Here is a 23,130-nt window from a genome sequence, read left to right as displayed (position 1 = left end):
TCAGCCCAGAGTGATGGGCATTCTTAATGTGACACCTGACTCCTTCTCCGATGGGGGGCGTTTCGCAAATCTTGAGCCTGCCTGTCGCCATGCCGATAGTTTGGTTAGCGAAGGCGCCAGCATTATCGATATCGGTGGCGAGTCGACTCGCCCCGGCGCTGCCGAGGTCAGTGTGCAACATGAGCTGGACAGGGTGATTCCTCTGGTGGAATATGTCAGTGCTCATCACGATGTGTGGGTCTCGGTCGACACCAGCAAGCCTGAGGTGATGAGTGAGGCGGTTGCTGCCGGCGCGCATCTGATCAACGACGTGCGAGCGCTTCAGGAGCCTGGGGCGTTAGCCGTGGCTGCCAAGCTGAATGTGCCCGTTTGTCTGATGCATATGCAGGGACAGCCGAGAACCATGCAGGATGCGCCCGAGTATCAAGATATCATATCGGACATCAGCGACTTCTTTGAGAAGCGCATTCAGGCCTGTCTGGGGGCGGGGATAGTCAGAGACAACTTGCTGCTTGATCCGGGTTACGGCTTTGGAAAGACACTGTCACACAACTATGAATTATTAAATCGTCAGGCTGAACTCAACGCATTGGGCTTGCCGCTGCTAATCGGGTTGTCGCGTAAGAGTATGATAGGTAACCTACTTAACGTACCGACCAGCGATCGCCTCGCGGGTAGCCTGAGCGCAGCGCTATTGAGTATTCAGCAGGGCGCACATATTATTCGTGTCCATGACGTAAAACCGACCGTGGATATGATCAAGGTCATGCAGGCTTGCGCCAACTATCAGGCATTATAGGCCTAATGCGCCACTTGTTGGCGATTGCAAACGGATCAAATAGGAAAGACCCCTGGATGGGGCAGAGGTAATCACAAGTGAGAAAATTCTTCGGAACCGATGGTATTAGAGGCAAGGTGGGCGCGGGTAAGATGACCCCGGAATTGGCGCTCAAACTAGGCTGGGCGGCTGGGCGTGTATTGTCCCGCGCCGGCACCAAGAAGGTGATCATAGGCAAGGACACGCGGATTTCAGGTTATCTGTTCGAATCGGCGATGGAAGCTGGTCTGTCGGCGGCAGGTTTAAATGTGATGCTGATGGGACCAATGCCGACACCGGCGGTGGCCTACCTAACCCGTACCTTCAGGGCGGAAGCCGGTGTGGTGATCAGCGCCTCTCACAACCCTTACTATGATAACGGCATCAAGTTCTTCTCGACCGACGGAAGCAAGCTCGATGACGAGGTTGAACTCGAGATCGAGCGTGAGCTGGAAAAGCCGCTGGTGTGCGTCGAGTCTCATCTGCTGGGTAAGGTGTCTCGCATCGACGATGCAGCCGGTCGTTATATTGAATACTGTAAGGGCAATTTCCCCGCCGAACACACCCTCAACGGGCTCAAGATAGTGGTGGACTGTGCCCATGGGGCGACTTATCACATTGCGCCGAGCGTGTTTCGCGAGCTAGGCGCCGAGGTGATCACTATCGGCGACAAGCCTGATGGCATCAATATCAACCATGAGGTTGGCGCCACCTCTATGGGTAAGATCCGAGAGACCGTCATTGCCGAGCAGGCAGATCTGGGTATCGCGCTGGATGGCGACGGTGATCGCATCATGATGGTGAATCGTCACGGTAAGGTGATCGACGGTGATGAGATCCTCTATATCCTGGCCTGTGACGCGCAAGATCGCGGCGTATTAAAGGGCGGCGTTGTAGGCACACTTATGTCGAACTTAGGGTTAGACCTGGCGCTTAAGGCTCGCGATATCCCGTTCGCCCGCTCGAAAGTGGGTGATCGCTATGTGATGGAGCTGCTGAAAGAGAAAGATTGGCGCATCGGCGGCGAAAACTCGGGCCATATCCTGAATTTGGATCACGGCACCACGGGGGATGGTATCGTCGCCGGTATTCTGGTGCTGGCGGCCATGTGTCGTAAGCAGGCGACCCTGGAGGAGCTGACCGAAAGCATTAAGATGTTGCCACAGGTGCTGGTTAACGTCAGGTTCGAAGGCAGCCATAATCCGCTAGAGGCCGACAGTGTATTGAGCGCCCAGGCGGAAGTGGAAGCCAAACTTGGCGAACGTGGCCGTGTACTGCTGCGTAAATCGGGTACCGAGCCGCTGATCCGTGTCATGGTAGAGGGCGATGTGGCCAGCGATGTAAAAGCCCATGCTAACTATATTGCCGAGGCCATCAAGGCGCTGGTTTAAGGCCGCTGCACAGGATTTAGCCTTGCCAGGTTAAATCCTGTGCTATTTATCCCGCGCGAGGATAAAAAGTAATCGCTTCGACACTTTATCGCAAAAATTCGAGATTTAGGTATTGTAACTTAACAAGTGGTTCGCTATTATTCAGCCCGCTTTCAGAAGGAGACAGTGATGGCACTAAGACGCCCAATGGTCGCTGGTAACTGGAAAATGAACGGTACTGCGCAACTAGCGCAAGAGTTGTTTACCAAGTTTGCTACCAAGCTTCAAAATGATTCTGCGGAAGTGGTCTTGTGTCCACCAAGTATTTTTCTTGAAAGTGTTCGTCAGCAACTCGATGCTAACAAAGAAGCCTTAAACGGCTGCTTGGTTAGAATGGGTGCCCAAAACCTGAGTCAGCATGACTTCGGTGCCTATACAGGCGAAGTCTCTGGGCAGATGCTGAAAGATTCTGGATGTCGCTATGTGATTATCGGTCACTCCGAACGCCGTAGAATGTACGGCGAAACAAGCGACATCGTGGCGGAAAAATTTGCCGCTGCACAGAAGCATGGTTTGACTCCTATCTTATGTGTAGGTGAGTCGGGTCCGGCACGTGAAGCAAGACGCACCTTCGAGGTGATTGCTGAAGAGCTGGATGTGGTCATCGAAAAGAATGGCACCATGGCTTTTGATAATGCGATTATCGCCTATGAGCCTCTTTGGGCCGTAGGGACAGGTAAGAGCGCTACGCCAGAGCAGGCGCAGGAAGTACACGCGTTTATTCGCAAGCGTCTCTCTGAAGTGTCTCCGTATATCGGAGAGAATATCAGGATTTTGTACGGTGGTAGCGTAACGCCGAGTAATGCAGCAGATCTATTTGCTCAGCCTGATGTAGATGGTGGACTGATAGGCGGTGCTAGCTTAAACTCTACCGAGTTTTTAAGTTTATGTTCGATAGCGATGAGCGCATAATATGTACGAAGTTCTAATGGTTATTTACTTGTTGGTTGCGTTAGGCCTGATTGGCTTGATCCTCATCCAGCAAGGTAAGGGAGCTGACATGGGGGCCTCTTTTGGCGCCGGTGCATCAGCAACTCTGTTCGGTTCTTCTGGTTCGGGTAACTTTCTGACTCGTTCCACTGCGATACTGGCGATTGCCTTCTTTGCCCTGAGTCTGACGATTGGCAACTTAAGTGCAAACCATGCCAAGAGCGAAGAATCTTGGAAAGATTTAGGTGCCGATGCCGCCGCAGTAACTGAACAAGTAACTGACGCTGCAAAAGACGCACAAAAGTCAGAAGATAAGATTCCTGACTAATAGCTCGAAAGAGCAAGGCGCAGTTTGAATTTGACCCTGGTTTGATTTAAACGGCGTGACTGGAAAAGATGAGTCTCCTCAATACTCATAAAAAGTCTTAGCCAGTCGAAGTAACGATCACATGCGGATGTGGTGGAATTGGTAGACACGCCATCTTGAGGGGGTGGTGAGCCTAGCTCGTGAGGGTTCAAGTCCCTCCATCCGCACCAAATTTAGATTGAGCCTAGCTTAATCTGAATCGATAAAGTGGCAGAGGTTTATGCCTTTATCATTGCAAATATTGTTCTCAATCAATATAATTGCAGCAGTTGACGCGGGGTGGAGCAGTTTGGTAGCTCGTCGGGCTCATAACCCGAAGGTCGTCGGTTCAAATCCGGCCCCCGCAACCAGCTTCCCAGTGATGAAGCAAGGCTTCATTTCTGTTACAGGTTCTGAATGATATGACCTCGTGATTACGGGGTTTTTTGTTATCTGGACTTTTGAAATATCGTCATTTGATGATGTCGTACTGGGGCTTTATGCCCTTTTTTGTTTTTCGGGGGGTAACCTTGGCAACTCTAGAAAGTAAGCTGGAACAGATGCTTATCGCACCAGTTGAAGCATTGGGCCATAGTCTGTGGGGATTGGAATATGTACAGGCAGGCAAGCATTCTGTGCTGCGTGTATATATAGATAATGAAAACGGCATTTTTATCGATGATTGTGCCGATGTCAGTCGCCAGATCAGTGCCGTGCTCGATGTCGAGGACCCGATTTCGACCGAATATACGCTAGAAGTTTCCTCACCGGGTGTCGATAGACCATTATTTACTGCAGAGCAGTATGCACAATACCTAGGTGAAACCGTAAAGGTACAACTGACTATGCCTGTCGCTGGTAGTCGTAATTTAAAAGGGACCGTCGCGGGCGTTGAGGGGCAGATGCTGACCCTTACCGTAGATGGCAACGAACTGATTATTGCCTTGGATAATATCCGTAAGGGCAACTTAATCGCTAAGTTTTGATGGATTCGAGCTGAACGAGGCAAGAGAATGAACAAAGAGATTCTGCTAGTCGCTGAGGCGGTTTCAAATGAGAAGGCCGTGCCACGCGAAAAGATTTTTGAAGCGTTGGAGATTGCGTTAGCGACGGCTACCAAGAAAAAATATGAAGGCGATATCGAAGTTCGTGTCGCTATCGACCGTAAGACAGGCGAATACGAAACCTTCCGTCGTTGGATGGTGGTTGAGGATGACGGTCAGGCGCTGGAAAATCCTTTCCGCGAGATCACCCTGGAAGCGGCTCGTTACGAAAACCCAGAGATTCAAGTGGGTGAGTATATCGAAGATGAGATCGAGTCAGTCGTCTTCGACCGTATTACCACTCAAACCGCTAAGCAGGTAATCGTACAGAAGGTACGTGAAGCCGAGCGTGCACAGATCGTCGACCAGTTCTTGGAGAAAGAAGGAGAGCTGATCACTGGTGTGGTGAAGAAGAGCAACCGCGAGAGCGTAGTCGTCGACTTGGGTAACAATGCCGACGCCGTGCTGTTCAAAGAAGATCTTATCTCACGTGAAAGCTTCCGTCCTGGTGACCGTGTTCGTGCGCTGCTATACGCCGTACGTCCAGAGGCCCGCGGTGCGCAGCTGTTCCTGACCCGTACTAAGCCAGACATGCTCATCGAGCTGTTCCGTGTGGAAGTACCGGAGATTGCCGACGAGATGATTGAGATCATGGGCGCGGCCCGTGACCCAGGTTCTCGCGCTAAGATTGCGGTCAAGTCAAATGACCGTCGCATCGATCCTATCGGTGCTTGTGTGGGCATGCGCGGCGCGCGTGTTCAGGCCGTGTCTAATGAGTTAGGCGGTGAGCGTGTTGATATCGTGCTTTGGGATGATAACCCAGCGCAATTTGTGATCAATGCCATGGCGCCGGCCGATGTGGCTTCTATCATAGTCGACGAAGATAACCATTCTATGGATATCGCCGTTGAAGCCGACTCATTGGCGCAAGCTATTGGCCGTAACGGTCAAAACGTGCGTTTGGCGACTCAGTTATCGGGCTGGGAACTAAACGTGATGACAGTGGAAGATATGCAGGCTAAGCATCAGGCGGAAAGCGCCAAGATTGTTAACCTGTTTGTGACGTCACTGGATGTCGATGAAGATTTTGCTCAGGTTCTGGCAGATGAAGGTTTTACCTCACTTGAAGAAGTTGCCTATGTGCCTGAGTCAGAACTGCTAGAAATCGACGGCTTCGACGAGGAGATCGTTGAGGCACTCAGAGAACGCGCCAAGGCGGCGATCTCTACACGGGCTTTGGCATCCGAGGAAGCACTTGACGGTGCTGAGCCAAGCGAAGATTTACTTGCCCTAGAAGGTTTAGAGCGTCACTTGGCGTATGTGTTGGCAAGTAAAGGCGTGATTACGCTTGAAGATTTAGCCGAACAAGGCATTGATGATTTGATCGAGATTGAAGAATTAACAGAAGAAAAAGCTGGTGAGCTCATCATGGCGGCCCGCAACATCTGTTGGTTTGGCGAAGAAGCTTAAGTCGATCAACAGAGGGGAGTTTACAGATGGCAGATACCACAGTAGCAAAACTGGCCGAGGAAGTAGGGAAGAGTGCTGATCGATTAGTTGAGCAGTTTTCTGAGGCCGGCATTAAGAAGAGTAAAACAGATACTGTTTCAGAAGAAGAAAAGCAGAAGTTGCTTGAGTTTTTGAAGAAGCAACACGGCGGCGATGCCGCGCCAACCAAGATGACACTGCAACGCAAGTCTATCTCGACGCTGAGTGTGTCGGGAAGCGGTGGACAGTCGAAAGACATCAAGGTTGAAGTACGTAAGAAGCGTACTTTCGTTAAGCGTGACCCGGCGGCAGAAGCCGAGGCCGAAGCTAAGGCCAAGGCAGAAGCCGAAGCTAAAGCAGCGGCAGAAGCAGAAGCCAAGGCTAAGGCCGAAGCAGAAGCTAAGGCAAAGGCCGAGGCAGAAGCCAAGGCTAAGGCGAAGGCGAAAGCCGACGCAGAAGCTAAGGCCAAGAAGGCTGCTGAGAGCAAGCCTGCTGTTGAAGAGACAGCCGAAGAAAAAGCGGCTCGTGCCGAAGAGGCCCGTCTGTTGGCGGCTAAAGAGGCTGCTGCTAAGGCTAAGGCCGACGAAGAAGCTAAGGCTGCGGCCGAAGAAGCACGTCGTCTTGCCGAAGAGAACGAGAAGCGTTGGGCAGAAGAAGAGCGTCTGCGTAAAGAATCTGAAAACAGCGCCGATCACCATGTGACCACATCGACTGAAGCGCGCGCCGCCGAAGATACCGCCGATAGAGACGCCGAGCGACGTGGTCGCCGTGCGCGTAAGCCTGCCGGTGGCAAGAAAGAAGCTGCGAATAAGAAGCGCGGCGGAAGAGATGCCCGCGGTGGTCGTAACAACCGCAATCAGCGCAACGCGCCAGAGTCGATGGATCATGGCTTCAACAAGCCTGCTGCCGCCGTTACCCGTGACGTGACCATTGGCGAAACCGTAACGGTTGCCGAGCTGGCACAGAAGATGGCGGTTAAGGCGACCGAGATCATCAAGCAGATGATGAAGATGGGCTCTATGGTGACCATAAACCAGGTGCTGGATCAGGAAACTGCGCAGCTGGTAGCCGAGGAGATGGGTCACAAAGTGGTTCTGACTCGCGAAAACGAGCTTGAGCATCAAGTGCTTGCTGACCGTGACGGTAACGTTAAGGTTGAGCCACGTGCACCGGTTGTGACCATCATGGGTCACGTTGACCATGGTAAGACATCGCTACTTGACTATATTCGTCGCGCTAAAGTGGCTTCTGGCGAAGCGGGTGGTATTACCCAGCATATCGGTGCATACCATGTCGAAACCGGCAATGGCATGATCACCTTCTTAGATACCCCAGGTCACGCCGCGTTTACCGCTATGCGTGCTCGTGGTGCTAAGGCGACCGATATCGTTGTGCTAGTGGTTGCGGCCGATGACGGCGTTATGCCACAGACCATCGAGGCTATCCAGCACGCGAAGGCGGGCGGTGTACCGCTTATCGTTGCGGTGAACAAGATAGATAAGCCTGAGGCCGATCCTGATCGCGTTAAGTCTGAGCTTTCTCAGCACGGCGTTATGTCAGAAGATTGGGGCGGCAGCAACATGTTCGTCCACGTATCGGCTAAGTCTGGTGAAGGTATCGACGAGCTGCTGGAAGGCATCTTGCTTGAGGCCGAGGTACTGGAACTTAAGGCGGTACGCGAAGGTATGGCGGCCGGTGTCGTGGTCGAGTCTAAGCTAGATAAGGGCCGTGGTCCTGTTGCGACCATTCTGGTACAAGAAGGTACTCTGAAACAGGGCGATATCGTTCTGTGTGGTCTAGAGTACGGTAAAGTCCGTGCGATGAAGGATGAGAATGGTAAGTCGATCACCGAAGCCGGTCCATCGATTCCAGTTGAGATCTTAGGTCTTTCTGGTGTGCCATCAGCAGGTGACGAAGCGACTGTTGTTCGTGACGAGCGTAAGGCGCGCGAAGTGGCACTCTACCGTCAAGGTAAGTTCCGTGACGTTAAGCTGGCACGTCAGCAGAAGTCTAAGCTTGAGAACATGTTCGCTAACATGACCGAAGGCGAAGTCCAAGAGCTGAACATCGTACTGAAGGCAGACGTACAAGGCTCGCTGGAAGCGATCTCTGACTCGCTCAACAAGCTGTCTACCGACGAAGTTAAGGTGAACATCATCGCTAGCGGTGTAGGTGGATTAACCGAGACAGATGCGACCCTGGCGGCTGCGTCAAACGCTATCATGGTTGGTTTCAACGTTCGTGCCGATGCTCAGGCCCGTAAGACGATTGAAAGCGAAAGCGTTGACCTGCGCTACTACAGCGTTATCTATCATCTGATCGATGAAGTTAAGGCTGCTATGGGCGGCATGTTGGCACCAGAATTCAAGCAAGAGATCATTGGTCTTGCCGAGGTGCGTGACGTGTTCAAGTCACCTAAGATTGGTGCTATCGCTGGTTGTATGGTTACCGAGGGTACCATCAAGCGTAGCGCGCCTATCCGCGTACTGCGTGACAACGTGGTGATCTTCGAAGGTGAGCTGGAATCTCTGCGCCGCTTTAAGGATGACGTTAACGAAGTCCGTAACGGTATGGAGTGTGGTATCGGCGTGAAGAACTATAATGACGTCAAAGTTGGCGATCAGATTGAGGTCTTCGAAACGGTCGAAATCGCTCGAACCTTATAATACCAATTACAGTAAGTTAGTGATTAGGAGTAGCGTAAGAAAAACGTTTGAGAACAAGGCAGGATTTTTCGATAAGTAGTTCGTCTACAATCAAAAATGCTAGCGCAGTTATCGAACGTTTTAACAAGCTAGGATGATCAGCTATTTACTACGATTGGTATCAGTATCCAAGGGGCGGCGTAAGCCGCCCTTTTTGTTCAGGCATGACCCGAGGCAAGGCGTTACCGACATAGCGTTGGTTGCAGCTTTACCAAGCCGGTCACCTGTTTTTGAGATGGCAAAATATTATGGCAAGAGAATTTAGTCGTACTCGTCGCATCGCCCAGCAGCTACAGCAAGAGCTGGCTCAGGTGTTGCAACGTGACATCAAAGATCCGCGTATCGGTATGGTGACGGTTAACGACGTCGATGTATCTCGCGATCTTAACTACGCCAAGGTCTATGTCACCTTCTTCGAGGAAGACAAGGCGGTGGTAGAAGAGAAGCTGGCGGCACTAGAGGCGGCAGCGGGTTATGTACGCTCACTGGTAGCGGGTCGCATGAAGCTAAGGGTTATGCCTGAGATTCGCTTCATCTACGACGCCTCACTGATTGAGGGTATGCGTATGTCTAACCTGGTGAGTCAAGTGATCACCAAGGATAAGGCCAAGGCGCGCGAACACGGTCGTGAAGACGAAGAGCAGGACAGCACCGAGCAGGATGATAACTAATGGCGCGTAAACCTAGAGGTCGCTTGGTCGACGGCATAGTGCTGCTGGACAAAGACACAGGAATGAGCTCCAACTTCGCCTTGCAGAGAGTCAAGCGAATCTATAACGCCGCCAAGGCGGGCCATACCGGCGCGCTAGATCCCTTAGCGACCGGCATGCTGCCGATCTGCCTGGGGGAGGCCACCAAGTTTTCTCAGCATCTGCTCGATGCCGACAAGCGTTACCTGGTGACCGCCAAGCTAGGTGTGCGCACCGATACCAGTGATTCAGATGGAGAGGTGGTGCAGACGCGCCCGATTAACTTCACCGAGCAGCAGCTCGAAGAGGCACTGGAACATTTTCGTGGCGAGACCATGCAGGTGCCCTCTATGTACTCGGCGCTCAAGTATCAGGGCCAGCCCTTATACAAGTACGCCAGAGAAGGCAAAGAGGTGCCTCGTGAGGCGCGCCCTATCAATGTCTTCGAGCTCAATTTTATCAAGCTCGAGGGTGATGAGCTGACCCTGGACATTCACTGTTCTAAGGGCACCTATATTCGCACCATCACAGACGATCTCGGTGAGATGCTGGGATGTGGCGCCCATGTCATCATGCTGCGCCGCACAGGCGTCGCCGGTTATCCTTACGATAAGATGGTGACCCTGGAACAGCTCGAGGCATTACTCGCCCAGGCACTGGCCGAGGAGCGCCCTCCCAAGGAGCTGCTGGATCCTTTGTTGTTGCCTATGGACACAGCGGTGAGCGGCCTCAAGGAGATCAACGTTTCCGATGAGCTGGCCCACTATCTGATGAATGGTAATCCGGTTCGGGTGGCGAATCTGCCGGTGGATGAGCTGGTACGCATCACGCTCGGTGAGGCGAAACAATTTGTCGGCATCGGCCAGATGAACGACGATGGGTTGTTGGCGCCTAAGCGCCTGGTGGTATTGCACGACGAGCAGGCCTGAGGCTTGCTTAATGGCGCTAAAATCGGTACTATAGCGCGCTCTCTTTGGCTGAGTTAGTGATCGGCTGAAGTTTCTATCTATTTTTGGAGAAAAAAATGTCACTAAGTAAAGAAGTAAAAGCACAAATCCTGGCTGATTTCGGCCGTGGTGAAAATGATTCAGGTTCTACTGAAGTTCAGGTTGCCCTGCTAACTGCACAGATCAACCACCTACAAGGTCACTTCAAAGAGCACATCCATGATCATCACTCACGTCGTGGTTTGCTTCGCATGGTTAACTCTCGTCGTAAGCTTCTAGCTTACCTGAAGCGCACTGAAAACGAGCGCTATCAAGAGCTTATCAAGAAGTTAGGTCTACGTCGCTAATCTATCGATTAGTACTGTAGTGAAAAAAGGAGGCTTAGCCTCCTTTTTTTATGCCTGATTTTCGGAAATGGCTGTTGCTAATGGCATTGGCTAATCGCTTTGGTGACATTAAAGCGGCGATTAAATCTGGCTGATGCTAGCGTTGTTGGGGGCGATATAGCGTTCCTCAAACTCGCTAATATCCAGCGGCTGACTGTAATAGAAGCCCTGACCTATCTGGCAGTCCATCTGCTTGAGCCAGTTCAGCTGCTGCTCATTCTCAATGCCTTCAGCCACGATATGCAGGTTTAACTGTTTGCCGAGCATCAAGATGGTAGAGGCGATGGCGCTCTCATTGGGGAGATCCGTTACGAAGCAGCGGTCGATCTTCATGGTGGTGATCGGCAGGTGACGCAGGTAAGAGAGCGAGGAGTAGCCGGTGCCGAAGTCGTCCACCGCGATACCAAATCCGGCGCCCTTGAGCTGCTCCAGTTTATGGATGGCGAGCTCGATATCATTCATCAGCGAGGTCTCGGTGATCTCTATCTCAAGCAGGTTAGGATCTATCTGGTAGCGCAGTGCCAGTTGCTTGATATCCGGCACCAGGCTGGCATCGGCAAACTGCTGTGAGGCGACGTTGACCGCGATGGGGATGGCGTAGTTATAGCGCTTACGCCAATGCTTCAGGGTGCGGCAGGCCTCTTCGATAACCCAGCGCCCGAGCGGGATGATGATGCCTGTCTCCTCGGCTACGGGGATGAAAGACATAGGGCTGATGAGCCGGCCATCTTTCTTCCAGCGTATCAGCGCCTCACAGGCGATAACCTTACCTGTTTTGATATTAAACTTGGGCTGAAAGTGCAGCAGGAATTCGTTGTTTTTCAATGCGTCATGTAGGGAGGCCTCGGTTCTGAGGCGCACGGCGGCCCGCTCAGTCATCTGCTGCTTGAAGAAGGCCCATTGATTGGAACCTGCGGCCTTGGCGCTGTACATGGCGATGTCTGCATGGCGGATCAGATCTTCGGCGCTCAGGCCATCATCGGGATAGATAGAGATCCCCACGGACGCCGCTGGATGTATGGTGTGTTCGTTAAGCTGCAGGGGCACGTTGAGCTGCATGAGGAGCTTGTCGACAAAATCCGCCGCTTGATCCGGTGTTCTGGCATCTTCGGCCAGGATGACAAACTCGTCGCCGCCCAGGCGGGCCACAGTGCCGCGATCGCCGACGACACGCTCAAGCACCCTGGCGATACGGGCGAGGAATTGATCCCCTAGCGCATGCCCCAGAGAGTCGTTGACGTTCTTGAAACGGTCGAGATCGATAAACAGCATGGTAAATTGATGCTTATGCACCCTGGCGCGCTGAATCGATACGGCGATGGTTTCCAGCAGCAGGGTGCGGTTGGGCAGGCCGGTGAGGGGATCCCGGGTGGCCATGCGGCGCAGTTTGCTCTGGGTCTGACCAAATTGAATTAAGATTTGATTAAATTTTGATGTCACCAGGCCCAGTTCGTCGTCCTGATGGGCAGGAGACATGGGCAGCAGATTCTCGTCCGGCAGCTCTGGATCTATCTTATCTATCGCCTCGCTGATCTGGGCGATAGGTTTGGTCAGGAAGCGGTGGAAGATGATGGACAGCGCCATGGTGACCAGGAGCGCCCGGGCCAGGGTGGCCAGGAAGCTGAAACGTAACTGGGAAAACAGGGAGTCGGTCAGCTCCTGGGTGTTATAGAAGATGGTCAGGGTGCCGATGATCTGTTGTTTCTCCGTACCCTCGAAGAAGGAGGGACGGTAGAGGGTGCGGCTGATCTGTTTCAGGTCGCCAAACAGTTTTTCACTGAGCTTACGCACCAGTGGGTTATCGGTGAAGGGATTGTTCATGGAGACAAACATACTGCCGTCATCGAGTTCGATCACCGCCTCGCCCACATGCTCGACCTTAAGCACCCCTTCCAGGGTCTGGGTGGCCAGGTTGTCGTCCAAGGCCCAGACGGCATTGGCGGCGGGCTGCTCGATAGAGTTGAGGAGCTCTTCCTGGGCGACCATGAGCTGTTGGCGGGCCGAGACCCCGACCAGGGCGACCTCGACAATAAAGATGGCAACGGCAAAAAATAACGCTGAAAAAACGACCAGAGTCGTTTGTTTCCATGTTAAGGATTTAAACCGAGCGCTCATTTGCCACCCCTTGTTACCAGTGACCAATCACATTCTAAATTTCAGAAAAAGCAGCGATAGACAGAAATTTATCTTTATCTAACCACTTTAGAGAAAAGATTCAGCTTTGTCATCTACATGTGCTCTTTATCTATTGATTAGACTTGCAGTATACTTAGCCGCGAAATTAAGGTTATTAAATTAAGGAAAGGTTCACGTGAATCCAATCGTAAAGAGTTTTGAATATGGTCAGCACACAGTCACGCTAGAGACTGGGGTTATTGCACGTCAAGCAGACGCAGCTGTTTTGGCAAGTATGGGCGATACAACGGTATTGGTTACTGTTGTAGGCAAGAAAGCTGAAGAGCCAGGTCGTGACTTTTTCCCGTTAACCGTTAATTACCAGGAAAAAACTTACGCTGCGGGTAAAATCCCTGGTGGATTCTTCAAGCGCGAAGGCCGTCCATCTGAAGGCGAGACCCTCACTGCGCGTCTGATTGACCGTCCTATTCGTCCTCTATTCCCTAATGGTTTTAAGAACGAAGTTCAGGTGATCATCACTGTGGTTTCTGTTGACCCAGAAATCAGCCCTGAAGTGATCTCTATGATAGGTACTTCGGCGGCACTGTCTATTTCAGGCATCCCATTCAACGGTCCACTGGGTTCTGCTCGCGTGGGTTATGTCGATGGCGAATACATCCTCAACCCAACGGTTTCTCAGCTTGCAGACAGCCAGCTAGAACTTTCTGTGGCCGGTACTGAAAATGCAGTACTTATGGTTGAGTCTGAAGCCGATGCGCTGCCAGAAGAAGTGATGCTTGGCGCCGTGGTTTATGGTCACGAGCAACAGCAAGTTGTTATCCAGGCGATCAAAGAGCTAAAAGCAGAAGTTAACAAGCCTGAATGGGACTGGACCGCACCAGTACAAAATGAAGAGCTGGTTGCCAAGATCAAAGAATTGGCTGAAGCGGGTCTAACCGAAGCTTACCAAATTCAAGTTAAGCAAGATCGTTACGCTCAAGTGGGTGTAGTGAAGACTGCCGCCATCGAAGCATTGCTGGCAGAAAACCCAGATGCAGATGTACGTGAAATCGAAGGTCTACTAGGTAGTCTGGAGAAGAAGGTGGTTCGTAGCCGTATCATCGCAGGCAACCCACGTATCGACGGTCGTGAACCAGATATGATCCGTGCCCTGAACGTCATGGCGGGCGTATTGCCACGTACTCATGGTAGCGCACTGTTCACCCGTGGTGAGACTCAGGCGCTGGTTACCTGTACCCTAGGTACCGAGCGTGACGCACAGAAGATCGATAGCATCATGGGTGAGCAGACCAGCCGCTTTATGCTGCACTACAACTTCCCTCCATACTCTGTGGGTGAAACCGGTATGGTTGGTTCGCCTAAGCGTCGTGAAATTGGTCACGGTAAGCTGGCATGGCGTGGTATCAACGCGGTTATGCCGTCAGCGGAAGAGTTCCCATACAGCATCCGTGTGGTATCTGAGATCACCGAATCCAACGGTTCAAGCTCTATGGCGTCAGTTTGTGGTACTTCACTGGCACTGATGGACGCAGGTGTACCGATCAAGACTTCGGTTGCTGGTATCGCCATGGGTCTAGTGAAAGAAGGCGACGACTTCGTCGTACTGTCTGACATTCTGGGTGACGAAGACCACCTGGGTGACATGGACTTCAAAGTGGCCGGTACCCGTGACGGTGTGACTGCGCTGCAGATGGATATCAAGATCGAAGGTATCACCAAAGAGATCATGCAGATCGCGCTGCAACAAGCCTATGGCGCTCGTGTACATATCTTGAACGTGATGGATCAGGCTATTTCTGGCCACCGTGCCGATATTTCTGATCACGCTCCACGTATCACTACTCTTAAGATCAACCCTGAGAAGATCCGTGACGTGATTGGTAAAGGTGGCGCGACTATCCGTGCATTGACCGAAGAGACTGGTACCACCATCGAGCTGGAAGATGACGGTACCGTGAAGATTGCTTCTGCCAACGGCGATGCGACCAAGGAAGCTATCCGTCGTATCCAGGAGATCACTGCCGAGGTTGAAGTGGGTAGTGTCTACAACGGTAAGGTTGTTCGTATCGTCGATTTTGGCGCCTTCGTGACTATCCTACCGGGTAAAGACGGTCTGGTGCATATCTCGCAAATTGCCGAGGAGCGCGTCGCCAACGTCTCTGACTACCTGGAAGTGGGTCAGGAAGTGAAGGTTAAGGTGATGGAAGTCGATCGCCAAGGCCGTGTACGTCTGTCGATGAAAGAAGCTCAGCCAAAAGAAGAAGCGGCAAGCGAATAATCGATAGCGCAAGCGAGTGAAATTTGAAAGGAGACCATTAGGTCTCCTTTTTTATTGGTTTTTTCTCATAGAAGATAGCCGTCACAATTTGGTATTGCTATGATTGAGGCAATTGCAGCGCTGAAAAGGTTAAATGGATGACTCATAAATTACGCTCGGTCTCTTTGGCAGTGATGACCGGCCTAAGTTTGTTACTGACAGGATGTGTATCGACTCAATCGGCGGCGACGGCAGAGCAGGGTAAGCTGATGGTGGCCCCGGTAATGCCCGATTATAAGCTCGAGGTTACCTTAGCCAGATTGAACGATATCCTAGCCTCGGCCGAACTGACTCCTGAGCAGCGTGCGCGTTTTCATTATGACCGTGGGGTGATCTACGACAGTGTCGGACTACGCATCCTGAGTCGCATCGACTTTCACCAGTCGTTGAAGTTGCAGCCTAATCTGGCCGATGCCTATAACTTTATCGGCATCTATTACACCCAGGAAGGGGAATTTGAGAGTGCCTATGAGGCCTTCGACGCCGTACTCGAGCTCTCCCCCGATTATGACTATGCCTATCTCAATCGCGGCATCGCCCTCTATTATGGTCAGCGAGACGAGCTGGCCGTGGCCGACATGCAGTCTTTCTATCGGGCCAATGAGCAAGATGGCTACCGCGCGCTTTGGCTCTATATCACAGAGTCGAAACTGGGCGCCGAGCAGGCTAAGCAGCATTTAGCCGAGAACAGAGCTAAGCTGGACGACTCGCAGTGGTCCACCACATTAGTGGATTTCTATCTTGGTAAGGTGAGTCGTGAGCAGGTCTTTGAGGTGGCTAAGCAGGGGCTGAGTCATCCCAATGAGTATGCCGAGCGCCTATGTGAGGCCTATTTCTATATCGCTAAGATCGCCGAGAGGCAGGGCAACTACAGCGATGCCGCCAATTACTTCCGCTTGGCCTTGGCGACCAACATCTATGATTTCGTCGAGCATAGATATGCCAGGGTCGAACTGGCAAAGATAAACGAACTGATTGCTCAGCCTTAATGCAGAACGTAAGTTATATTATCGTTTGTTGAGGCTCGCCCTATTGGCGGGCCTTTTCGTTTTTATCTGTCGGCGCCACACAAGCGCCCAGTTCCGGGTTGCCAAACTAGCCATAGGATAAGCTTGGCGCTATAATTGCCCGCTTTTAACACTCCATCAAATTCGCAGGTAATCATGTCAGGCTATACAGTTGAAGTCGACAAGCGTCGTACTTTCGCCATCATCTCGCACCCGGATGCGGGTAAAACCACCATCACCGAGAAGGTCTTGTTATTCGGACAGGCGTTGCAGAAGGCGGGCACGGTAAAGGGTAAGAAGTCGGGACAGCATGCCAAGTCTGACTGGATGGAGATGGAAAAGGATCGTGGTATCTCGATTACCACCTCTGTGATGCAATTCCCTTACCGCGAGGCCTTGGTGAACCTGCTGGATACTCCGGGTCACGAAGACTTCTCGGAAGATACCTATCGTACGCTGACCGCGGTTGACTCTTGCCTCATGGTGATCGACTCGGCAAAGGGTGTTGAGCAACGCACCATCAAGTTGATGGAAGTGACCCGTCTGCGTGATACGCCGATCGTGACCTTCATGAACAAACTTGACCGTGACATTCGTGATCCTATCGAGTTGATGGACGAGGTAGAGAATGTACTGAACATCGCCTGTGCGCCAATTACCTGGCCTATCGGCGCCGGTAAAGAGTTCAAGGGTGTCTATCATCTGCTCCGCGATGAGGTGATCCTGTATCAGAACGGTATGGGGCACACCATCCAAGACTCGCGCATCATCAAGGGCCTGGATAATCCCGAGCTGGATGAGGCGATTGGCAGCTACGCACAAGACCTGCGTGACGAGATGGAGCTGGTGCTGGGCGCCTCCCATGAATTCGACCTGGATGCCTTCCTCAAGGGCGAGCTGACCCCTGTGTTCTTTGGTACCGCACTGGGTAACTTTGGTGTTGACCATATTCTCGATGGCATCGTCGAGTGGGCGCCGCGTCCCCAGGCCCGTGAATCAGATCTGCGTAATGTCGAGCCCGATGAGCCTAAGTTCAGTGGCTTCGTGTTTAAGATCCAGGCGAACATGGATCCTAAGCACAGGGACCGTGTCGCCTTCATGCGTATCTGCTCCGGTCGTTATGAGCAAGGCATGAAGATGCACCATGTGCGTATTGGTAAAGATGTGAACGTCAGCGACGCCCTAACTTTCATGGCCGGCGATCGTAACCGTGCCGAGGCGGCTTATCCTGGTGATATTATCGGCTTGCATAACCATGGCACCATACGCATCGGCGATACCTTTACCCAAGGTGAGAAGCTTCGCTTTACCGGTGTACCAAACTTCGCACCTGAGATGTTCCGTCGTATCAGGCTCAAGGACCCGCTGAAGCAGAAACAGCTGCTCAAAGGTCTGGTACAGCTGTCTGAAGAAGGTGCGGTGCAGGTGTTCCGTCCGCTGGACTCCAACGACCTGATCGTGGGCGCCGTGGGTGTGCTGCAGTTTGAAGTGGTTGTGCAGCGTCTTAAGAGCGAATATAAGGTCGAGGCTATCTACGAGGCGATCAGCGTGGCGACGGCGCGCTGGGTCTACTGCGAAGATGCCAAGAAGCTTGAAGAGTTTAAGCGAAAGTGCAGCAACAATTTGGCGCTAGATGGCGGCGACAACCTCACCTATGTGGCGCCGACCATGGTGAACCTCAATTTGTCGATAGAACGTTATCCCGACATAGAGTTCGCCAAGACCCGCGAGAACTAAAAAATTGAAAAAGCAGCCTAGGCTGCTTTTTTTATGCACATTTTTTGAGCCCTTCAGTATAGTGAAACTAAGCGATTGAACTAGGCGCTATTGAAGTAGGGGACCATTGAAGTGGGGCCAGAGAAGTCAAAAACCATAGAATTAAGGAGCCAAGATGATAGTGAAATGGTGGCGCGCCTATATCGCCTGGTGTGATCGTATGGGGCTAACGCCGGAGAATCAGCGCTGCTGCGCGCCCAAAATAAGTGATCCCGAATTAAATGAGCCTAAATTGAGTGAGTCGGCATTAACCGCTCACCAGGCAGAGAAACCTCAGCAAGCACCACATGATGCCAAGGCGAGAGTTGAAGATGCGCGCCGGTGATTCCCAGGATAGCAAGGCATTCGATAGCAGGCTTGCGGTTATCGACAGTCATGTGCATCTGGATTTTGACGAATTCGATGCTGAGCGTGAGCAGTTAGTCGCCAGGCTCAGGGCCAATGGCCTTAAAGATGCGGTGATCCCAGGCGTCAGCGCCAGTCAATGGCCTAAGCTTCAGGCGATTGCGGCGCGCCATGGCTTTCATTATGGACTCGGGGTTCATCCCTGGTATTGCACTGAAGATTGGCAGCAAGATATTGAAAACTTGTCTAAACTTCTTGAGGAGCGAGGCGACGACCCCAAGCTGGTTGCCATCGGCGAGTGTGGGTTAGATGCCTTACATAAAGCTTCCTGGGAGGCTCAGCTTCCCTGTTTCGAGGCGCAACTGCAGTTGGCCCAGCAACACGAATTGCCGGTGATTCTGCATAGCGTCAAGGCCCACAACGAGGTGCTGGCGTTACTCAAACGCTACCCTTTGGCAAGAGGAGGTGTGATACATGGCTTTTATGGCTCGATGCAGTTGGCTCAGCACTATGTGGATGCGGGGTGTTACCTAGGAGTAGGTCATCTGTTGCTGGAGGAAAAGGCGAAAAAATTGCAAGAAACGCTTGTCAAGTTACCGTTAGAACATCTGGTGATCGAGACTGATTTGGCCCTGGTTTACCAGCTGAAAAAGTCGCAATTTGCCGATAAAACCGGCGGATCTGGCTTAATTTTGCATTTGCTAATTGAGAAAATCGCAAATTTGCAAAAAAAATCTAACGTTCTGGTATCAGAACAAGTGTTTCGAAATACGCTGCAACTCTTTGACCTCTAGTTTATTTTTGAAAAAACAGATGTAAATCGCACCAAGTTTTTTTTGTAACACCTTGAAATAAAACTTCAAAAACTTGATCAAAACGACGATTTTAACCATCCGGTCGGGTATAATCTGTCGGTGAAAAAGGTTGGTTAACAACATAATTAAAAAGTATTAACAATAGGGTGATGGTTAATGGATATTTTAATGAGTTTAGTAGGGGTGGTCGTCCTACTCGCGATAGGTTTTTTGCTTTCTAACAACAAAAAAGCTATCAACATGCGTACCGTATTTGGTGCACTTGCGATTCAGGCATTCTTTGCTGGTTTCGTACTGTACGTACCTATCGGTAAAGACATTCTAAAAAGTGTTTCAGATGGCGTATCTAGCGTTATCGGTTACGCACAAAACGGTATTGGCTTCTTGTTCGGCGATCTGGCTAACTTCAAAGTTGGTTTCATCTTCGCCATCAACGTACTGCCTGTAATCGTCTTCTTCTCATCGCTGATCGCGGTACTTTACTACCTAGGTATCATGCAGTGGATCATCCGTATCATCGGTGGTGGTCTGCAGAAAGCTCTGGGTACTAGCCGTACTGAGTCTATGTCAGCGACTGCTAACATCTTCGTTGGTCAAACTGAAGCGCCACTGGTTGTTCGTCCATTCATCGCGACTATGACTCAATCTGAGCTGTTCGCTATCATGGTGGGTGGTCTAGCCTCTATCGCTGGTTCAGTATTGGCTGGTTACGCGCAGATGGGTGTACCTATCGAGTACCTAGTTGCTGCATCATTCATGGCTGCACCTGGTGGTCTATTGATGGCTAAGCTAATGCATCCTGAAACAGAGAAAACTGTTAACGAAATGGATGAGCTGCCAGAAGATCCAGACAAGCCAGCTAACGTACTTGACGCTGCGGCTGCCGGTGCTTCATCTGGTATGCACCTAGCTCTGAACGTTGGTGCGATGCTACTAGCCTTCGTTGGTCTGATTGCGATGATCAACGGTATTATCGGTGGTGTAACTGGCCTGTTCGGCGCCGAAGGTATCACGCTTGAGCTGATCCTTGGTTACATCTTCATGCCTCTAGCATTCCTAATCGGTGTGCCTTGGAACGAAGCCCTTATCGCAGGTTCTTTCATCGGTCAGAAGATCGTTGTTAACGAATTCGTTGCTTACCTGAACTTCGCTCCATACCTGAAAGATGTTGCTGATGGTGGTCTGCTGGTTGAAGCGACTAACGCTGTAATGTCTGACAGAACTAAGGCAATCATTTCATTCGCTCTGTGTGGTTTCGCTAACCTGTCTTCTATCGCGATTCTACTGGGTGGTCTAGGTGCAATGGCTCCTACCCGTCGTCACGACCTAGCTAAGCTTGGTATCCGTGCGGTAGTAGCTGGTTCTCTAGCTAACCTAATGAGTGCAACGCTAGCGGGTCTGTTCCTAGCGTTATAAGTCTCAGGAAATTCCTTGGGGGGATGCCCCTGAACGACGACTCTGCCCAGCAGGGCAGAGTCAGCGTTAACTCAACCATTTTTCAACGTATTAGTAACAAGATGGCTATTTATCACTGCTGTTGATGGGTAGCTGTGTGTAAACAAACTTCAGCCTATTAGGTGATTAGACACCAATATCAGTGATAAATCAGAAGTTTGTTTTAGTGTTAGAATATTGTGTTCGCATTTTTACATTAATTATATTGTGATTTAATACAATTTGAGTAAAATGCGGCGCCAACAAAGAAAGAAACGCTGACTCGTAAAGAGCAGTAAAACCATAAAATAATGGGGTTGATGATGAAAAACGTTAAAACTTTAGCTTTAGCCGCTACTACCGTAGCAGCAATGTCTACCAGCGCTTTCGCAGCAGATCGTTCAGATCTATACGCTACCGACTACAAGTGGATGCAGTTCAACGCTATGTACTCTGTAGACGAGCTACCAAGTGCTGGTGAGAGCGGACACAACTACCTAGAGATGGAATTCGGTGGCCGTAAGGGTATCGTTGATCTATACGGTTATGTTGATGTGTTCAACCTGGGCAACGAAAGCTCTGGCGACAAAGCTTCTGGCTCTGGCTCTAGCAAAATGTTCATGAAGTTTAACCCACGCTTCTCTCTAGATGCGATCACAGGTAAAGACCTGTCTTTCGGCCCAGTTCAAGAAGTTTACTTCTCAACTCTGTTCAACTGGGGTGGCGGAGCTATCGGTGAAGACGTAAACGCTACTTTCTGGGGTATCGGTGCTGACGTAAACGTGCCTTGGTTAGGCAAAACCGGCATGAACCTATACGCTCACTACGACCTGAACAAGAAAGAGTGGAACGGTTACCAGTTCTCTGCTAACTGGTTCAAGCCTTTCTACTTCTTCGAAAACAAGAGCTTCCTATCTTTCCAAGGTTATGTTGATTGGCAGTTCGGTGGTGACGAAGATATGGGTAACGAGTTCGTTCCTATGTCTGACAACGGTGGTGCAGCCTTCTTCGGTCTGTACTGGCACTCTGACAAGTATGCACTTGGCTATGGTCTGAAAGGCTACAAAGACGTTTACCTGCTGAAAGATGGCGCTGGTATCGTTGGCCTGGAAACCACTGGTTGGGGTCACTACTTCACCGCAACTTACAAGTTCTAAATTCAGAATTTTGTAGGTTTGGGAGCCGCCTGAAGGCGGCTCCTCATCTCTCTCTTAGGTTTGTCATGATTGTTTAACCTAAGTGAGTAATCTTTATCTAAGCATGGACTATATTAATAGAGCTTGTTTACATAAAGGTTAGTAGTTTTACGCGCTAAAAAGGATTTTTCGCGGAAAGGCTGGAACACTACTCTACAAAGTATAATTACTTAGTTCCCCCTTCCCGGTCTTCAAGGATTCAAGTCGTGACCCTTGTGTCAGGATCGCCGCTGGTTTCACCAGGGCATTGAATACCTGAATTAGTAAACTTGTTGTGTCGTACCGATAAAACAAATTTACGGCAACGCCTGAAGGCCCGGCCATAAATATAATCAAAAGATGCCAACTCTAGGTGCTGTCATACGTCAATTTCTTATTTCTGAATTAATAATTTACGTTTCGGAGAGCTAATATGAGTGATTTAAAAAAAGCAGCACAGCAAGCCATTGAGTTGATGGATCTGACGACCCTGAACGATGACGATACCGATCAAAAAGTGATTGAGTTATGTCATAAGGCTAAGACTCCTGCAGGTAACACAGCTGCAATCTGTATCTATCCTCGTTTTATTCCTATCGCTCGTAAGACCCTGAATGAGATGGGTTGTGAAGAGATCAAAATTGCTACAGTCACTAACTTCCCCCATGGTAACGATGACATCGCGATCGCCGTGCTAGAGACGCGTGCCGCCGTTGCCTATGGCGCCGATGAGGTTGACGTAGTATTCCCATACCGTGCCCTGATGGCCGGTAACGAAACCGTAGGTTATGAGCTGGTTAAAGCCTGTAAAGAAGCCTGTGGTGACGATGTATTGCTGAAGGTGATCATCGAGTCTGGCGTACTGCAAGACCCTGCGCTTATCCGTAAGGCCTCTGAGTTGTCTATCGACGCCGGTGCTGACTTTATCAAGACCTCTACAGGCAAAGTGGAAGTTAACGCCACCTTAGAAGCCGCCGAGATCATGATGACAGTTATCGCCGAGAAGAACCCTAAAGTTGGTTTCAAACCAGCCGGTGGTGTGCGTGATGCTGCAGCCGCAGAAGAGTTCTTAGGTGTCGCCGAGCGTCTGCTAGGCAAAGGCTGGGCTACTCCACGTACCTTCCGTTTCGGTGCGTCTAGCCTGCTAAACAACCTGTTACACACCCTGGGATTGGCCGAAGCACCTAAGGGTCCTCAAGGTTACTAAGCGACGCGGTTAGCTTTATTAGTTAAGTGTGATCTAAATCTATTTGATAACGCCAAAACTTGTATATATTGTTCGTAATTAAATTACGGTTTTGGCGTTAAACAAGAGAATTTGTCACTCGAATACGAATTTTTGTG

The 23,130-nt window shown here is 50.9% G+C and carries 19 protein-coding genes and 2 tRNA genes; 20 read left to right on the top strand and 1 reads right to left on the bottom strand.

Features of this window, described 5'->3' with window-relative positions; all coding sequences use genetic code 11:
• The first annotated feature begins 13 nt into the window (after window positions 1-13).
• The 12 genes from folP (at window position 14) to rpsO (ending at window position 10,742) form a co-directional block, all read left to right on the top strand.
• Window positions 14-799: a dihydropteroate synthase gene (gene folP / locus L1D43_RS11960; protein WP_239851992.1), complete on the top strand. Its 786-nt coding sequence runs from the start codon at window positions 14-16 to the stop codon at window positions 797-799.
• A gap of 77 nt (window positions 800-876) precedes the next feature.
• A complete protein-coding gene (gene glmM / locus L1D43_RS11955) occupies window positions 877-2,208 on the top strand; it encodes a phosphoglucosamine mutase (RefSeq protein ID WP_041509100.1) in 1,332 nt (443 codons plus the stop codon).
• A gap of 168 nt (window positions 2,209-2,376) precedes the next feature.
• Window positions 2,377-3,159: a triose-phosphate isomerase gene (gene tpiA / locus L1D43_RS11950; protein ID WP_011866628.1), complete on the top strand. Its 783-nt coding sequence runs from the start codon at window positions 2,377-2,379 to the stop codon at window positions 3,157-3,159.
• 1 nt (window position 3,160) lies between these two features.
• The gene (gene secG / locus L1D43_RS11945; RefSeq protein ID WP_041509101.1) at window positions 3,161-3,505 is read left to right on the top strand and encodes a preprotein translocase subunit SecG; all 345 of its coding nucleotides are present in this window, start codon (window positions 3,161-3,163) and stop codon (window positions 3,503-3,505) included.
• A gap of 123 nt (window positions 3,506-3,628) precedes the next feature.
• Window positions 3,629-3,714, top strand: a tRNA-Leu gene (locus L1D43_RS11940).
• Window positions 3,715-3,817: 103 nt separating this feature from the next.
• Window positions 3,818-3,894, top strand: a tRNA-Met gene (locus L1D43_RS11935).
• Window positions 3,895-4,053: 159 nt separating this feature from the next.
• The gene (gene rimP / locus L1D43_RS11930; protein WP_239851845.1) at window positions 4,054-4,509 is read left to right on the top strand and encodes a ribosome maturation factor RimP; all 456 of its coding nucleotides are present in this window, start codon (window positions 4,054-4,056) and stop codon (window positions 4,507-4,509) included.
• 27 nt (window positions 4,510-4,536) lie between these two features.
• Window positions 4,537-6,036, top strand: coding sequence for a transcription termination factor NusA (nusA, locus tag L1D43_RS11925; protein WP_239851843.1), 1,500 nt, complete (start codon window positions 4,537-4,539; stop codon window positions 6,034-6,036).
• A 26-nt stretch (window positions 6,037-6,062) separates the two neighbouring features.
• Window positions 6,063-8,720: a translation initiation factor IF-2 gene (infB, locus tag L1D43_RS11920; RefSeq protein ID WP_239851841.1), complete on the top strand. Its 2,658-nt coding sequence runs from the start codon at window positions 6,063-6,065 to the stop codon at window positions 8,718-8,720.
• Window positions 8,721-9,007: 287 nt separating this feature from the next.
• Window positions 9,008-9,430: a 30S ribosome-binding factor RbfA gene (gene rbfA / locus L1D43_RS11915; protein ID WP_041509104.1), complete on the top strand. Its 423-nt coding sequence runs from the start codon at window positions 9,008-9,010 to the stop codon at window positions 9,428-9,430.
• Entirely contained in the window at window positions 9,430-10,377 is a 948-nt protein-coding gene (truB, locus tag L1D43_RS11910; protein WP_239851839.1) for a tRNA pseudouridine(55) synthase TruB, read from the top strand. Before rbfA ends, truB begins: the two co-directional genes overlap by 1 nt.
• A 95-nt stretch (window positions 10,378-10,472) precedes the next feature.
• The gene (gene rpsO / locus L1D43_RS11905) at window positions 10,473-10,742 is read left to right on the top strand and encodes a 30S ribosomal protein S15 (RefSeq protein WP_033537407.1); all 270 of its coding nucleotides are present in this window, start codon (window positions 10,473-10,475) and stop codon (window positions 10,740-10,742) included.
• 120 nt (window positions 10,743-10,862) lie between these two features.
• On the opposite strand, the gene L1D43_RS11900 is transcribed toward rpsO, so the two are convergent.
• On the bottom strand, window positions 10,863-12,896 hold the full coding sequence (locus L1D43_RS11900; protein ID WP_041509106.1) for an EAL domain-containing protein: 2,034 nt from the start codon (window positions 12,894-12,896) through the stop codon (window positions 10,863-10,865).
• A gap of 196 nt (window positions 12,897-13,092) precedes the next feature.
• On the opposite strand from L1D43_RS11900, the gene pnp reads away from it, so the two are divergent.
• The 8 genes from pnp (at window position 13,093) to deoC (ending at window position 22,993) form a co-directional block, all read left to right on the top strand.
• On the top strand, window positions 13,093-15,195 hold the full coding sequence (pnp, locus tag L1D43_RS11895; protein WP_239851837.1) for a polyribonucleotide nucleotidyltransferase: 2,103 nt from the start codon (window positions 13,093-13,095) through the stop codon (window positions 15,193-15,195).
• Between the two features lie 137 nt (window positions 15,196-15,332).
• Complete coding sequence (nlpI, locus tag L1D43_RS11890) at window positions 15,333-16,223, top strand: lipoprotein NlpI (RefSeq protein ID WP_239851835.1); 891 nt, start codon at window positions 15,333-15,335, stop codon at window positions 16,221-16,223.
• A 174-nt stretch (window positions 16,224-16,397) separates the two neighbouring features.
• On the top strand, window positions 16,398-17,978 hold the full coding sequence (gene prfC, locus L1D43_RS11885; protein ID WP_041509109.1) for a peptide chain release factor 3: 1,581 nt from the start codon (window positions 16,398-16,400) through the stop codon (window positions 17,976-17,978).
• A gap of 154 nt (window positions 17,979-18,132) precedes the next feature.
• Window positions 18,133-18,342, top strand: coding sequence for a hypothetical protein (locus L1D43_RS11880; protein ID WP_144203805.1), 210 nt, complete (start codon window positions 18,133-18,135; stop codon window positions 18,340-18,342).
• Window positions 18,329-19,156 (top strand): TatD family hydrolase, encoded by an 828-nt coding sequence (locus L1D43_RS11875; protein WP_239851833.1) that lies wholly within the window; start codon window positions 18,329-18,331, stop codon window positions 19,154-19,156. The genes L1D43_RS11880 and L1D43_RS11875 overlap by 14 nt, the downstream gene beginning before the upstream one ends.
• Window positions 19,157-19,333: 177 nt before the next feature.
• Window positions 19,334-20,593, top strand: a complete 1,260-nt coding sequence (locus L1D43_RS11870) for a NupC/NupG family nucleoside CNT transporter (protein WP_220060173.1) — start codon at window positions 19,334-19,336, stop codon at window positions 20,591-20,593.
• Between the two features lie 341 nt (window positions 20,594-20,934).
• Entirely contained in the window at window positions 20,935-21,768 is an 834-nt protein-coding gene (locus tag L1D43_RS11865; RefSeq protein WP_239851831.1) for an outer membrane protein OmpK, read from the top strand.
• Window positions 21,769-22,219: 451 nt separating this feature from the next.
• Window positions 22,220-22,993, top strand: a complete 774-nt coding sequence (gene deoC / locus L1D43_RS11860; RefSeq protein WP_239851830.1) for a deoxyribose-phosphate aldolase — start codon at window positions 22,220-22,222, stop codon at window positions 22,991-22,993.
• Window positions 22,994-23,130 lie beyond the last annotated feature (137 nt).

This window comes from Shewanella sp. Isolate8 (assembly GCF_022398495.1).
GTDB classification, from domain to species: Bacteria; Pseudomonadota; Gammaproteobacteria; order Enterobacterales; family Shewanellaceae; genus Shewanella; species Shewanella aquimarina.
The sequence above is the reverse complement of the archived record's forward strand: the minus strand, read 5'-3'. Positions and strand labels throughout refer to the sequence as shown.